The organism is Polaribacter sp. Z022 (genome assembly GCF_023555495.1).
Taxonomy (GTDB): Bacteria; Bacteroidota; Bacteroidia; order Flavobacteriales; family Flavobacteriaceae; genus Polaribacter.
This window is the reverse complement of the sequence record NZ_JALCZO010000003.1, coordinates 13712-28575: the sequence shown is the minus strand read 5'-3', so window position 1 is coordinate 28575 and position 14864 is coordinate 13712. Positions and strand designations below refer to the sequence as shown.

Annotated in this window: 17 protein-coding genes; 12 read left to right on the top strand and 5 right to left on the bottom strand. The window is 26.3% G+C overall.

Annotation, left to right across the window (positions count from 1 at the left end):
* Positions 1-167 precede the first annotated feature (167 nt).
* The 4 genes from MPF13_RS06960 to MPF13_RS06945 all read left to right on the top strand — a co-directional run bounded on the left by MPF13_RS06960 (position 168) and on the right by MPF13_RS06945 (position 4502).
* Positions 168-1211: a sensor histidine kinase gene (locus MPF13_RS06960; RefSeq protein WP_249981638.1), complete on the top strand. Its 1044-nt coding sequence runs from the start codon at positions 168-170 to the stop codon at positions 1209-1211.
* A gap of 15 nt (positions 1212-1226) precedes the next feature.
* Complete coding sequence (locus MPF13_RS06955; protein WP_249981637.1) at positions 1227-1937, top strand: LytR/AlgR family response regulator transcription factor; 711 nt, start codon at positions 1227-1229, stop codon at positions 1935-1937.
* Positions 1938-2076: 139 nt separating this feature from the next.
* The gene (locus MPF13_RS06950; protein ID WP_249981636.1) at positions 2077-3402 is read left to right on the top strand and encodes a sugar MFS transporter; all 1326 of its coding nucleotides are present in this window, start codon (positions 2077-2079) and stop codon (positions 3400-3402) included.
* Positions 3403-3413: 11 nt separating this feature from the next.
* Positions 3414-4502, top strand: a complete 1089-nt coding sequence (locus MPF13_RS06945) for an acyltransferase family protein (RefSeq protein WP_249981635.1) — start codon at positions 3414-3416, stop codon at positions 4500-4502.
* A 29-nt stretch (positions 4503-4531) separates the two neighbouring features.
* Here the strand turns inward: MPF13_RS06945 and MPF13_RS06940 are convergent, their stop codons facing one another.
* From MPF13_RS06940 to MPF13_RS06925, 4 genes are all read right to left on the bottom strand, one after another.
* A complete protein-coding gene (locus tag MPF13_RS06940) occupies positions 4532-5998 on the bottom strand; it encodes a 7TM diverse intracellular signaling domain-containing protein (protein ID WP_249981634.1) in 1467 nt (488 codons plus the stop codon).
* 208 nt (positions 5999-6206) lie between these two features.
* Positions 6207-7112 carry a peptide chain release factor N(5)-glutamine methyltransferase gene (prmC, locus tag MPF13_RS06935; protein WP_249981633.1) on the bottom strand — a complete coding sequence of 302 codons (906 nt, stop codon included), beginning with the start codon at positions 7110-7112 and terminating at the stop codon, positions 6207-6209.
* The gene (locus tag MPF13_RS06930) at positions 7109-7597 is read right to left on the bottom strand and encodes a hypothetical protein (RefSeq protein WP_249981632.1); all 489 of its coding nucleotides are present in this window, start codon (positions 7595-7597) and stop codon (positions 7109-7111) included. Before MPF13_RS06930 ends, prmC begins: the two co-directional genes overlap by 4 nt.
* Positions 7594-8085 (bottom strand): GNAT family N-acetyltransferase, encoded by a 492-nt coding sequence (locus MPF13_RS06925; RefSeq protein WP_249981631.1) that lies wholly within the window; start codon positions 8083-8085, stop codon positions 7594-7596. The genes MPF13_RS06930 and MPF13_RS06925 overlap by 4 nt, the downstream gene beginning before the upstream one ends.
* A gap of 53 nt (positions 8086-8138) precedes the next feature.
* On the opposite strand from MPF13_RS06925, the gene MPF13_RS06920 reads away from it, so the two are divergent.
* The 6 genes from MPF13_RS06920 to MPF13_RS06895 are packed head-to-tail and all read left to right on the top strand — an operon-like array spanning position 8139 to position 12308.
* Positions 8139-8597, top strand: a complete 459-nt coding sequence (locus MPF13_RS06920; protein WP_249981630.1) for an LEA/WHy family protein — start codon at positions 8139-8141, stop codon at positions 8595-8597.
* A 32-nt stretch (positions 8598-8629) separates the two neighbouring features.
* Entirely contained in the window at positions 8630-9640 is a 1011-nt protein-coding gene (gene ribD / locus MPF13_RS06915; RefSeq protein ID WP_502924196.1) for a bifunctional diaminohydroxyphosphoribosylaminopyrimidine deaminase/5-amino-6-(5-phosphoribosylamino)uracil reductase RibD, read from the top strand.
* The gene (locus MPF13_RS06910; RefSeq protein ID WP_249981629.1) at positions 9633-10238 is read left to right on the top strand and encodes an HAD family hydrolase; all 606 of its coding nucleotides are present in this window, start codon (positions 9633-9635) and stop codon (positions 10236-10238) included. Before ribD ends, MPF13_RS06910 begins: the two co-directional genes overlap by 8 nt.
* A gap of 3 nt (positions 10239-10241) precedes the next feature.
* On the top strand, positions 10242-11105 hold the full coding sequence (locus MPF13_RS06905; RefSeq protein WP_249981628.1) for an EamA family transporter: 864 nt from the start codon (positions 10242-10244) through the stop codon (positions 11103-11105).
* Position 11106: 1 nt separating this feature from the next.
* Positions 11107-11715, top strand: a complete 609-nt coding sequence (locus MPF13_RS06900; RefSeq protein ID WP_249981627.1) for an IMPACT family protein — start codon at positions 11107-11109, stop codon at positions 11713-11715.
* An 8-nt stretch (positions 11716-11723) separates the two neighbouring features.
* Positions 11724-12308 (top strand): hypothetical protein, encoded by a 585-nt coding sequence (locus MPF13_RS06895; RefSeq protein WP_249981626.1) that lies wholly within the window; start codon positions 11724-11726, stop codon positions 12306-12308.
* A gap of 17 nt (positions 12309-12325) precedes the next feature.
* On the opposite strand, the gene MPF13_RS06890 is transcribed toward MPF13_RS06895, so the two are convergent.
* Positions 12326-12724, bottom strand: a complete 399-nt coding sequence (locus MPF13_RS06890) for an acyl-CoA thioesterase (RefSeq protein WP_249981625.1) — start codon at positions 12722-12724, stop codon at positions 12326-12328.
* Positions 12725-12893: 169 nt separating this feature from the next.
* On the opposite strand from MPF13_RS06890, the gene dnaA reads away from it, so the two are divergent.
* Both dnaA and MPF13_RS06880 read left to right on the top strand, forming a co-directional pair.
* The gene (gene dnaA, locus MPF13_RS06885) at positions 12894-14321 is read left to right on the top strand and encodes a chromosomal replication initiator protein DnaA (protein ID WP_249981624.1); all 1428 of its coding nucleotides are present in this window, start codon (positions 12894-12896) and stop codon (positions 14319-14321) included.
* A 91-nt stretch (positions 14322-14412) separates the two neighbouring features.
* Positions 14413-14862: a low molecular weight protein-tyrosine-phosphatase gene (locus MPF13_RS06880; protein WP_249981623.1), complete on the top strand. Its 450-nt coding sequence runs from the start codon at positions 14413-14415 to the stop codon at positions 14860-14862.
* The last annotated feature ends 2 nt before the right edge of the window (positions 14863-14864 follow it).

The following is a 14864-nucleotide window of genomic DNA, read 5'->3' as shown; positions in this document are numbered from 1 at the left end:
GATTTATATTAATGTTAAAAAGAAATTTAATATACAAACAACATTAAATGAACAATGAATGACATTGATTAACTGATTAATCGTTTTTTGATAAAAAATGTAATTTTATTTATTTTTTTAATGTCTTATATTTACATTCTTTAGTTCTAATTTTAACCCTTTTTTCATTGAAGAATTCTTTTAAAAATATCAGTTATAGTATACCTTTAAAGTATCATGTTATGTTTTGGGTTGGGTATTTTTTTTTAAATGTTATTAGATGGGGAAGCTATTATCAAGACTATTGGTATTCTTTTAAATCTAATATGGTTACTGTAACCTTAGGTATGCTATTAGCTTATTTTCATGTTTATTTTTTATTGCCCAAATTACTTTTTAAAAAAAAATTGATAAGTTATGTTTTCTTTTTTTTAATTGGGTTAACCGTTTTTTATGTTGTAAGAACTGAACTGATATTTATTTTTATTAATGAAAACGTATGGCCAGAATCTCAAACTCCTCAAAGTTCTTATGCATTTAATCATATTTTAGTTGTATCACTTATTGGAATTTATGATGTTGGTCTTGCTACAACTGTTAAGTTAACCACAGATTGGATAGTAGATAGAAAAAGAATAGAAGCTTTACAAGCAAGTCAATTAAAAACAGAACTGCAATTTTTAAAAGCACAGATTCAGCCACATTTTTTTTTTAATACATTAAATAACTTATATGCTTTAACTTTAGAGAGGTCTAATCAAGCACCAGAAGTAGTTTTAAAGCTATCAGAAATAATGGAGTATATATTATATGATGCTAAAGAACCAAAAATTAGATTGTTAAATGAAATTAATTATATTCAAAATTATATAGATTTAGAAAAATTAAGATATGGAGATAATGTAAATGTACAAGTAAATATGCAAGGAGAAATAGAAGCACATAGTGTTCCTCCTTTATTATTCTTACCATTTATTGAAAATTGTTTTAAGCATGGTACAATTGATAATAATAAATTAAATGTTATGATTGATTTTGAAGTAGTTGGAAAAAATACTTTGAAATTTACTGTTGTTAATAATTATAATTCATATTCTCAGAATAAAAAAAGCCATGGAATAGGAAATCAAAACGTTTTAAGAAGATTAGAACTCTTATATAAAGATAAGTTTACCTTAAATATTAAAACAGAAAAACAAAACTATATTGTAGAATTATCAATAGAGTTATAATTTGTATATTTAATTATGAAAATAAAATGTGTAATTATAGATGATGAGCCATTAGCAATTAAAGTTGTTGAAAATCATTTAAAAGAGTTTCAAAATTTTGAAATTATTCAAACCTTTAATAATCCAATAGACGCTTTACCATTATTAGAAGGAGGTAAAATTGATGTTCTATTTTTGGATATTAATATGCCAAAAATGAATGGTTTAGATTTTGCCAAAACATTAAACTCTAAAACTAATGTAATCATAACTACAGCTTATAGAGAATATGCTGTTGAAAGTTATGATTTAAATGTGTTAGATTATCTAGTAAAACCTATACCCTTTAATAGATTTTTAAAAGCAATTAATAAAATTACTCAAAAAGTTTATTTACAAAATGGAATAAATAAAGACGATGAATTAAATAAAGATTCTTTTATTTTCTTAAAAGTTGATAAAAAACTGGTAAAAATAAAGTTTGAAAATATTTTATATGTAGAAAGTTTAAAAGATTACATTAAAGTATTTACGACTACAGATAATTATCTGGTTCACAAGTCTCTAACGAGTGTAACAGAAGAGTTGCCTGATCATAATTTTATTAGAATTCATAGGTCATATACAATTGCTATTGACAAGGTAAAAAGTATAGAAGGTAATTTGGTAGAAATAGGCACAACTAAAATACCTATTGGTAGAAAATACGTAAATCATGCAAAACGTATCATTTTAAACATTGATTAAAAACAAAACATTTAGAATCTAAAATAATTCTGTTTGACATTAATTCTATGTCATTCGTAGAATTAATTTTTAGTTTTATTACTTCATCCGTACATTTCAAATGTATTTATAGCTAAAAATTATTTAACATATATATTTTATGTCTCAAATTGATAAAAAATTACCAACTCAAAAAAATAACACACTTGTTCCCATAATAATTATAGCAGGTTTGTTTTTTATTTTTGGTTTTGTTACTTGGATAAATGGAGCTTTGATTCCTTTTATGAAAACAATAAATGAGCTTACAGATGCTCAATCTTATTTAGTAGCATCAGCATCTTATATTTCTTTTGTTGTAATGGCATTACCAGCATCTTATATCATAAATAAAATAGGATATAAGAAAGGAATGTCTTTAGGATTAGTAATTATGGCTATTGGAGCTTTATTGTTTATTCCTGCTGCCAATGCTAGAACTTATTGGATGTTCCTAACAGCTATTTTTATTCAAGGTATTGGTATGACTTTGTTACAAACTGCTTCAAATCCTTATATAACTATTTTAGGTCCTATTGAAAGTGCTGCTAAACGTATAGCAATCATGGGAATTGCAAATAAAGTTGCTGGGGCTCTTGGTTCAGTAATTTTTGGGGCAATTTTATTATCTGGGATAAAAAGTATTCAAGATAAATTAAGTGTTGTTAGTGAAACTGAAAAAGCAAACTTGTTAGATACAATGGCAGATAGTGTTATAACTCCATATATTGTAATGGCAATAGTATTGTTTTTGTTAGGTATATTAATTAGAAAAGCTCCTTTACCAAATGTTGAGGCAGAACCAATTGAAATTGCAGAAGATGGAGAGAAAACAAAATCTAGTATATTTCAATTTCCGCATTTGTGGCTTGGGGTTTTAGCGTTGTTTCTATATGTTGGTGTAGAGGTTATTGCAGGAGATACAATCATTTCTTATGGTATATCTTTAAACATACCTGTAGAGGATGCTAAATTTTTTACTTTGTATACTTTAATGGCAATGGTTGCAACTTATGCATTAGGTGTCTTTTTAATACCTAAATATATAAGTCAATCATTTGCATTAAAAGTTAGTGCAGTTTTAGGTATTGTTTTTTCTTTTTGTATTGTAAATACAACAGGGTTTACTTCTGTGCTTTTTGTTGCTGCTCTAGGAATTGCAAATGCTTTAATTTGGCCAGCTATTTGGCCTTTAGCTTTAACTGGGTTAGGTAAATTTACAAAAACAGCATCAGCTTTATTAATTATGGCTATTTCTGGAGGAGCAATTATACCTCCTTTATATGGAGCTATAGTTGATCATAAAAAGGAAGCACTAATAACTACAGGTGTTAACGATGTAACTGCTTTAGTAGAAGCATCATCTTTTGGATATTGGATTTTATTACCTTGTTATATTATAATTCTTTATTATGCATTTTGGGGTCATAAAATTGGCTTAAAATAGATACTACAATCATGCTAAAAAAAAGGATAGAGTCTGTTGATATTTTAAGAGGTTTTACAATTACTTTAATGATTTTGGTAAATACTCCAGGAAGTTGGTCTAGTGTTTATCCTCCTTTATTGCATGCAGAATGGCATGGATTAACTCCAACAGATTTAATTTTTCCTTTCTTTTTATTCATTGTAGGTATTTCTATTTACTTTGCCTATAAAAGAAGTGAAAACTCTAAAGTTACTTATAAAAAAATAGGTATTAGAAGTTTAAAACTTTTTGGTTTAGGTTTGTTTTTAAATTTATTTATACCTCATTTTCCTTTTTTTACAGATTTTGAAACACTACGATTTCTAGGTGTTTTACAAAGAATAGGAATTGTTTTTTTTATTACAGCAGTATTATACTTAAATTTTAATTGGAAAGTATTATTCAGTCTTAGTGTTTTAGTTTTAATAGGTTATTGGTTGTTTGTTGGTTATATTCCTTTGCCAAATGGTACTTTACCAACTTTTGATAGAGCTTTAAATAATTGGTCTAATTATATTGATTTTAATATTTTAGGAAAACATATGTGGCAAGCTGATTATGACCCTGAAGGATTGTTAAGTACATTACCTTCAATTGTAACTTGTTTAATTGGAGTTCTAATAGGAAAACTTCTTGACAATTTACAAAGTATTAAAACACTCTTATTAGTAGCTTTTTCTTTATTAATTACTGGTTATATTTTTAGTATTTGGTTTCCAATAAATAAAGCAATTTGGAGTAGTAGTTTTGTTTTAGTAACTAGTGGTTGGGCAACTCTTATTCTTACAATGATTTATTATTTAAAAGATATTAAAAGGTTAAAGTTTGGGAATATTTTTAAGTATGTTGGTATGAATGCAATAACAATATACTTTTTGTCTAGTTTTATTTCAAAAAGTATGTATCTAATAAAAGTAGGAGAGAGAAGTAATATTCATAATTATTTATACAATACAATTTTTGTGAATTCTGTTTTTTCAGATAAACTATCTTCTTTTTTATATGGTATTGTTGTAGTATTATTTTATTTGATACTTGGTTATGTTATGTATAGAAAAAAAATATTTATAAAAGTTTAATTTTATAATCTTACAGCAACAATTAATCTTTAGTTACCTATTGATTTAATTCTTTCTTTTAATTCATTTCTGTTTTTTACATCTATTTTAGCATAAATATTTCTAATATGGTATTTAACTGTATTTTTAGAAATAAAAAGTTTTTCACTAATTTGAGTATTAGAATGTCCTTCACAAATTGTTTTTAAAATATCCAATTCTCTTAAAGTTAATGGTATTGATGTAAAAATATTTTCTTTAAGTAAAGAAAAATAAGGATTACTGTCTTTTTCTAAATCTTTAGAATTGTAGCTTTTGTTAGAGCTTTTAATAATGTGTTGTAGGTCTGTAATTCTTTTTTTACTCTCTTTATTTTGGCTAATCATTTTATAACTTAAAGCGTAGGTAAAAACAAGCATATCTAACCAACTAGCAATTTTTATGATTAACATTTCTCCATTAACATTCCATAATCCATAAGGAAAACCAATAAAAAAATATATTGCAAAAGGGATTAATAATAAATAACCTAAAACAAAAAATTTAGCAGAAGGTATTTTTTTGATGTAATAAATTGCAAACATCCATAAAATAGGTAAAAGAAATATTCCAAAAACATCACCAGCAGCAGCAAAAGTATAGTTATTAGTAGTAAAATAAACTGTATATAAAATGGTAATACCTATAGGGAATATTAAAAATAATTTAGAATAAAAGGGGTGTTTATTTTTAAGGTCTAAAAAATTTATAGAAAATAACATAAACCAAATAGCAGCAAATATATGTATGAGAAACTCTAACTTTAAATACAATTTGTTGCCTCTAAAATAATTGATAAAAGAGCCATCATAAAGTAAAAATATTAGCATTAAACAAGAAAGGAATAAGAGGTAGTACAAATAGCTTTTATCTTTAAAACGGATAAAAAATAATAAGTTTATAAAAATTATTACAATACAAGTACCATAATAAAAGCTGTTAATGGTTTGTTTATTAGAAATATACTGTATAAAATTTCTTTCAGGAATAATTGATAAGGGAAAGTTAGCTTCCTTAGGGAAATCTACTCTTAAGTAATAAGTTGTATTTAGGTTCTTATCAATTTTAAAAGCAGGAAATTTATAATTTAAAGCTAAATCTTTTTGTGCAATAGTGTTTCCTGTAGATGATAGATAATTTAACCTATTATTAGAATATTCATAAATATCTATTTTGTTAATATTATGAGTTGGTAAGTAGGCAATAAGTTTTTTGTAATTAGACTTGTTTATGGTTAATTTAAACCAATATATACCATTACGTACACCAAAATTATTACTTTTTGGAAATGCTTTATAAGTATTTAAAATAATATTTTTTTTGTTTTCAATATCTTTTTCTCTTAGAAATGAAATTTCGAAATCAACAATGTCAGAATTAATATTCTGTTTATTGTCAAAGTTTTCTGCATTAGTATTAAAACAAAAGAAAAGACCTATGAAAACTACAAGTAGTCTTAGGTTAGTTTTAGTATTCAATTTGTTGAGGGATTAAATGAACTAATTTTAGTAAAAAGGTTTTTATTAAAATAAAAAGATAAAGTTTAGAGGTAAATTAGCCCATTGAACTTTTAAGAATTAGAAAATCTTTTTCTCGAAGTAAAAATAATTTATACATAATATTTGGATAGTTTGGTTAAAGTAAATATAAGTAAAATTATTTTGTTCTTTTATATGATGATAATAATCAGGTGTTTATACTTGTTTTTATCATTCTGTCATTTCCAAATAAATCTTTTTTTAGCTCAATATTTTTAAAACCTTTTTGTTGTAGCATTTCAACAGTTTCTTTTCCTAAATATTGATTAATTTCAAAAAATAACAATCCATTTTTTGTTAAATGATTTTTAGCTAAATCTGCAATTTTAGAATAAAAAATTAGAGGGTTTTCATCATCAACAAACAAAGCTAAATGAGGTTCGTTTTCTAAAACATTATTTTTAATTTCAAATTTTTCTAATTCTCTTACATAAGGAGGGTTAGAAATTATAAAATCAAATTGTTGAGGTAAACACTCAGCTTTTAAAATGTCTTTCTCTAAAAACTGAACTTCTACATTGTTTAAAACCGCATTTTCTTTTGCAATTTTTAATGCTTCATTAGCTATATCAATAGCAGTAAGTTCAACATTATTTAAATTTTTGGCAATAGAAATTGGTATACATCCAGTTCCTGTACCAATATCTAAAATTTTTATAGATTTCTCAACCTCGTTCGAAATGACAGTAGTTTTTAGCTTTGCAACTTTGTAGTTTTGCAACTCAGTGACTTCATTAATAACCCACTCAACCAATTCTTCAGTTTCAGGTCTTGGTATTAATGTGTGTTTGTTAACTTTAAAAGGCAATCCATAAAATTCAGTTTCACCTAAAATATATTGTAAAGGTTCTTCATTTTTAAGTCTTCCAATTATCAAATTTAATTCAGATAAAATTTCATCAGAGATTAAAAAATCAGGTTTTAAAACAGTATCAATTCTTTGCAGATCTAACTTTTCTTCTATTAAAATAAAAAAGAATGTGTCAATTTCTGTCTTAGGATAAATGTTAGAAAGTGCTTCGTTAAAATGTGTTCTAAATTCTTTTAAAATCATAATTCTTTTTCGATATAAAAACTAATAACTCTTACAAAAGTTGAGTTATTTTCCCAATCAACACCTTTATCAAGTATAAAATTTTTAGCAGTATCAATTCTACTAATTATTAGTTTGTTATTTTCTTTTTTTAGTATTTTATTGAACTTTTTTAAATTGTTGTTTATATCTAAAAGAGAGTAGTTTAAACTTTTAATAGAGTCTAAATTACTAGTTTTTGAATGAATTGAATCAATTATGTAAATAAAACCTTTAGCTAAAACTTCATTATCATCATCAAAATGATATTGATAAAAAGGACTAAATTTCTTGCTTTTAAAAGTTAGGTTATAATAACCACAACCAACAATTACTGTATCCATTCCACTTTTTATAAGTTCATTTCTATCTAGTTCGAATTGATCATCAAAGGGATTGTAAGTTGGTTTTTCTTTACAGTTAAAAAAGAAGAATAAGCAAAAAGAGATGAGTATTATTCTTTTCATAATTCTTTTATCATCCAAACATTACAAGAATAGTGTCCAGTATTTCCCATGGGTTTGTCAAGATTAACAAAACCATTTTTTTTATATAACTTTCTTGCAGCTTCCATATATGGCATGGTTTCTAAATAACAATTATCAAAACCTAAAGTTTTAGCTTTTTTTAAACATGTTGTTATCAATTTAGAACCCAAACCTTTTCCTCTTGCAATAGGCAAAAAGTACATTTTTTGAAGCTCACAAGTAGTGCCTTCAAAGTTATCTAATTTGGCAATTCCTGCTCCACCAACAACTTTGTTTTTGTATTCAACAACATAATAGAATGATGTTGGTTTGTCAAAATTTTCAAACATTTGGTCAGTAGCTTTATCTTCATAAGCAGTACCAGTTTTTGGAGCGCCCATTTCTAAAATTACTTCTCTAATTACAATTGCCATTTGAGCATTGTCTTTAGGTTGAATTTCTCTGATGATAAAATCTTGACTTGTCATTTAATACTGTATTTTTGCAGCAAGCAATTTACCTAATTTTTTAATTAATTAAGATGAAAAACTTTTTATATTTATTACTTTTATTTTTAATAATATCTAGTTGTTCTGTTAATAAACAACCCGTTTTTATAAAGGTAGATAATGTAAAAATATCTTCTTTTAAAAGGGATACAATTCGATTAAAAGCAGAAGCCTTTTTTGAAAATCCAAATGATGTTGGAGGAGAAATTTCTACAGATGAAATTAAGGTAATTATTAATGGAGCAGAAGTTGCACAAGTTTCTTCAGAAGAGTTTAAAGTACCTGCAAGAAAGGAATTTGTAATTCCATTAGTAGTTGTAATTCCTGCAAAAAAAGTATTTGAAAATAATAAAAACGGAATCTTAGGAGGCTTATTAAACTCCATAATAAACAAATCTATAAAGGTGCAGTTTAAAGGAGATATTGAGTACAAAGTTTTTGGATTTTCTAAAGAGTATCCTGTAGATCATATTCAAGAAATTAAATTTTAATTATCAGTCATAAAAAATACATAAAACGTTGTTTGCAAATTGCTAAAAACGGAATTGGTACTTCAAGACCAAATCCGTCTGTTGGTGCTGTTGTAGTTTTAAATGATAAAATTATAGGAGAAGGTTTTACAAGTCCTTATGGTGGTAATCATGCAGAAGTAAATGCAATAAACTCTGTAAAAAATAAATTGCTTTTAAAAGAAGCAACAATTTACGTAACCTTAGAACCTTGTTCTCATTATGGAAAAACACCACCTTGTGCAGATTTAATTGTAAAACATCAATTAAAAACTGTAGTTATTGGTTGTGTAGATTCTAATAGTTTGGTTGCTGGTAAAGGAATTGAACGACTAAAAAAAGCAGGAATTAATGTTGTTGTAGGTGTGTTAGAAGAAGAATGTAAACTACATCACAAACGATTTTTTACGGTTCAAGATAAAAAACGACCATATATTGTTTTAAAATGGGCAGAAACAAATGATGGTTTTATAGCTCCTTTAACCAAAGATGAGCAAAAACCAGTTTGGATTTCTAATCCTTATTCACAACAATTGGTACATAAATATAGGAGTAAAGAGCATGCAATTTTAGTTGGTACCAATACTGTTATTGCAGATAATCCTAAATTAAATGTTAGAAGCTGGTTTGGAGAAAATCCTATAAGAATTGTTTTAGATAGAACTTTAAAAGTATCTAAAGACTTAGCTGTTTTTGATGATTCTGTAAAAACAATTGTCATCACAGAAAATAAATGTGCTGATAATAATGGTAAATTAACTTTTTTTGAAGTTATTGATTTCTCAAAAAACTTAGCATTTCAAATTTGTGAAATATTGCAAAAACATAATATTCAATCTGTTATAATTGAAGGAGGAACCCAAACAATACAAACCTTTATTGATGAAAACTTATGGGATGAAGCAAAAGTTTTTGTTGGAGCAACAATTTTTAAACAAGGTGTAAAAGCACCTATATTTAATAAAAAAAATTATAAAGAAATAAACATCAAAACAGATGTTTTAAAAATATATACAAATGATTAAAAACATCATTTTTGATTTTGGAGACATTTTTATCAATCTAGATAAACCTGCTACATTTAATGAATTAGAAAAATTAGGAGTTACAGAAATTACTGATGATATGATGGCTGTAGCTCATAAATATGAAAAAGGGTTAATTTCTACCGAAGATTTTACAGGTTATTTTTCTGAAGAATTTAATATTCCTAAAGAAAAATTGGTGTTTGCATGGAATTCTATTTTGTTAGATTTTCCGAAAGAAAGATTAGCCTTTTTAAAAGAGCTTGCAAATAGCAAAAAATACAATTTACTGCTATTAAGTAATACAAACGATATGCATATTTCTCATATTCAAGAAAATTGGGGAACTGCATTATACAATGATTTTAAAAATTGTTTTAATGTGTTTTATTTATCACATGAAATTAATCTTAAAAAACCTGACGCAAATATTTTCGAATTTGTTTTAAGAGAAAATAATTTAGTAGCAGATGAAACTTTGTTTGTAGATGATTTAAAAGAAAATACTGATGCAGCAAATAAGTTAGGAATTCATACTTGGAATTTAATTCCAGGTAAAGAAGATGTAACAGAGTTATTCACTAAACATAAAATATAAGAATTGATTTATTTAGTTTTAAGTATCCTTTTTGCAACAGGTTTATTTGTTATTTTTAAATATTTTGGTATTTATAAAGTAGATATTTTAAAAGCAATTGTTGTAAACTATATAGTTGCTTTTATCATAGGTTTTGTATTGGCAGAAAAAAGTGTTTCATTATCAGAAGTTCATCAACAGCCATGGGCTTTAGGTGCTGCATTTTTAGGAGCTTTATTTGTTTCTATCTTTTTTGTAATGGCAAAAACTGCTCAAAATAATGGCGTTTCTGTAGCTTCTGTTGCAGGTAAAATGTCTGTAGTAATACCTATTTTGTTTGGTATAGTTTTATACAATGAATCTGTAACAATTTTAAAAGTAGCAGGAATTTTAATAGCACTTACAGCTGTATATTTAGCATCTGTAAAAGAAGAAAAATCTAATTTAGATAAGGCAAGTTTATTGTTTCCAATATTACTGTTCTTTGGTTCTGGAGCCATAGATACTACATTAAAATTTGTTGAAGTAAATTACGTTCCTAAAGAAGAAGTTTCTATTTTTTCTGGAAGTTTGTTTGGTTTTGCAGCAATTTTTGGATTGATAGTTTTAGCTATAAAAACCCTAAAAAAAAGAGAAGCTTTTGGTGTTAAAAACATAATTGCTGGTATTGTTTTAGGTGTTCCTAATTATTTTTCTATTGTTTTTTTAATAAAAGCACTACAAACAGATGGGTTTGAAAGTTCAACACTTTTTACTATTAATAATGTTGGTGTTGTTATTGTTTCTACTCTGGTAGGTTTACTTTTATTTAAAGAACATTTTAGTGCAAAAAACAAAATTGGAGTAGTTTTAGCAATTATAGGAATCATCTTAGTTACTATTGCATAATATGTTAGAAGACGTTTATAAAACTATAGAAAAGCCTTCAGAAGAATCTCTTTTTAAAGTAAAAGGGAGTAAGTTTTTTGGTTATGCTTTTCCTGTTTTGTCTGAAGACGATGTAAAAGATTGTATAGAAAAAGTAAAAAAACAACATCATTCTGCACGTCATTGGTGTTATGCATATCAATTAGGAATAGAAAAAATTAGATTTAGAGCAAATGATGATGGAGAGCCAAGTAATTCTGCTGGAATGCCAATTTATGGTCAAATCCAATCTTTTGAAGTAACCAATATTTTAATAGTTTCAGTAAGGTATTTTGGAGGAACAAAATTAGGAGTAGGAGGGTTAATTTCTGCTTACAGAACTTCTGCTCAATTAGCTTTAGAGGCATCAAACATTATAGAGAAAACAATTAACATTCAATATAAATTGACTTTTAATTATGATATGATGAATGCTGTACAAAGAATTGTAAAAGAAAAACAGATAGATATTATCAATCAGAAATTAGAAATGAATTGCGAGTACATTATATCTATTAGAAAAAATGAAGCAGATGCTATTTTTAACATTTTTGATAATCTTTATAAGGTTGCTATTAAAATTATAGATTAAAAAAAAAGATGTTATACGTTAAATTTAAAATAGAAGAAACTGAAAAGTTGAATGATTTTCAAAAATTGTACAATCATTTAGTTGCTGTAAGACAACCAGAATTCGATTTTGAAGATGAGGTTCCAGAATTTGATTGGAATAACATGAGCGAAAAAGAAATGGAAGAAGCGTTTAAAAAAATAAACGAAGCTTCTGATGAGGTTGCATTAGAATTAAAGAGATATAAAAAAGTGATTCCAGAATATGCAACTTCATTTTTTAAAAAATACTTTAAAGTAGATAATGAAAAATTAGGAGATTTAGGAATTCAACAAGTAACCTCTATTTTTAATTATTTAGAATTTGGTTTTGAGGTAGATTTCAACAAAATGGAATTAAAAGATAAAAATGGAATTATAGAATTTTCTACAGGAAATTTTCCTTTTGGAGGTTTAGAACGATTTTTTATAACCCTAAAAGCTTTTAATCTAGTTCCTACTCAATGTTTTGATGGTTTTTCTATAAATGATATTCAGTGGCAATCAAATTTTGAGTTCGATTTTATTGAATTGAAAGATGAAACAGCGATTTATTTAAAGAAATTTAGAGGGTAAAAAGTTAAAACCAATTTTTAATATCCCAAACCTTTTAATAAATATTCAGGACAACGTGTTGGTCTCATGGTTTTAGAGTTCATAAAAGCTAAAACAGAACTTCCAGTGCAAATTAATTCATCATTTTGATTTACAATTTCATAATCAAACTCAATTTTAACCATTGGCTTTTTTTTCAGAATTGTTTTAATTGTTAAAACATCATCATACAAAGCAGATTTTATAAAATTAAAGTTAATAGAAATTACTGGCAGCATAATTCCGCTTATTTCCATATCTTTGTATGTAACCCCCAAAGAACGTAACCATTCAGTTCTCCCCATTTCGAAAAATTGAGCGTAATTTCCATGATAAACTACTCCCATTTGATCGGTTTCTGAATATCGTATTCTAGTTTTTGTAAATGAATGTTTCAAAATAATAATTGGATAAATTTTTTACGATGCTACATAAAAAATAATTAATAATCAATAGCAAATTCATTTTTTTATACTGTTTTTTATTCACATTTTTGTAGAACGTTAGAAATGGTACACAAAACCAATTTTTAATTCTAATTATTAACAAAAAATTTACTTAAATTAAATGACTATAACTGCTGACTCAGTTTGGAATGAATGTTTGACCTTTATAAAAGACAACATCAAACCACAAGCTTACAAAACTTGGTTCGAACCAATAAAGCCGGTAAAACTATCAGGAGAAGCATTGACAATTCAAGTACCAAGTAAATTTTTTTATGAATGGTTAGAAGAGCACTATATTAAATTATTACGTGTTGCATTGGTAAGACAATTAGGTAATGATGCTAAATTGATTTACGATGTTAAAATGGAAAACAATTATAGCAGTAATAGACCGCAAATTGTTAAAATTCCTAGTTCTAACAGAGATCCTTTAAAACCTCAAAAAGTTACTGTTCCTTTAGAGTCTAATAAAAGAGAATTAAGAAATCCATTTGTAATTCCAGGATTGCAAAAAGTTAAGATTGAATCTCAATTAAATCCTAATTATAGTTTTGTAAACTTTATAGAAGGAGATTCTAACAGGTTAGCACGTTCTGCAGGTATGGCAGTTGCTAACAAACCAGGAGGAACATCTTTTAATCCATTATTAATTTATGGAGGTGTTGGTTTAGGAAAAACACATTTAGCACATGCAATTGGTGTTGATATTAAAGACAAATATCCAGACAAAACTGTTTTATACATTTCTTCAGAGAAATTTACACAACAATTTATAGATTCTGTAAAATCAAATACAAGAAACGATTTTATTCATTTCTATCAAATGATAGATGTGTTAATAATTGATGATGTTCAATTTTTATCTGGTAAAGCAGGTACTCAAGATGTATTCTTCCATATTTTTAACCATTTACATCAAAATGGAAAACAGGTTATTTTAACTTCAGATAAAGCGCCTGTAGATATGCAAGATATAGAACAACGTTTGTTGTCTCGTTTTAAATGGGGATTATCAGCAGAATTACAAGCTCCAGATTACGAAACTAGAATTTCTATCTTACAAAATAAATTGTATAGAGATGGTGTAGAAATGCCAGAAGAAATTATAGAATATATAGCTAAGAATATTAAATCTAATGTTAGAGAATTAGAAGGTGTAATTATTTCTATGATAGCACAAGCATCTTTTAACAGAAGAGAATTTTCTATTGAATTAGCGAAACAAATTGTAGACAAGTTTGTAAAAAATACCAAGAAAGAAGTTTCTATAGATTATATTCAGAAAGAAGTTTCTAAATATTTTGATATGGATGTTGCTACTTTACAATCTAAAACTCGTAAACGTCATATTGTACAAGCAAGACAATTAGCTATGTTTTTTGCAAAACGATTAACTAAAACTTCATTGGCAAGTATTGGTAATCAAATTGGGCAAAGAGATCATGCAACTGTATTACATGCTTGTAAAACTGTAGACAACTTAACTGAAACTGACAAACAGTTTAGAAAGTATGTTGATGATTTAACAAAAAAGCTGACTTTCTAGAAATTTTATTTTCAGAAGACTTATTGGATTTTTTACGCGATTAAACTTTTTAAGAGAAGAATAGTTTCTTATTTTTAACAAAAATCATTTTATGAAAAAAGTATTAATGGTCTGTTTAGGAAATATTTGTAGATCTCCTTTAGCAGAAGGAATTTTGCAATCTAAAGTTGATGCAGATACTGTTTTTGTAGATTCTGCAGGTACTGCAGCTTATCATGTTGGTAACAAACCAGATGAACGCTCTATAGAAGTAGCAGCAAAATATGGATTAAATATTAGAAACCAACGTGCAAGAAAATTTGAGGTAAAAGATTTTGATGAATTCGATATCATTTTTGCAATGGATGAAAGTAATTATCAAAACATATTGATGCTTGCTAGAAATGAAGAAGATGAGCAAAAAGTAAAAATGATTTTAAACGAATCAAACCCAAATGAAAATTTAAGTGTTCCAGATCCATATTATGGAGGAAATCAAGGTTTTGAAAATGTATATACAATGTTAGATGAAGCTTGTAATATCATCTCTAAAAAAATATAAAA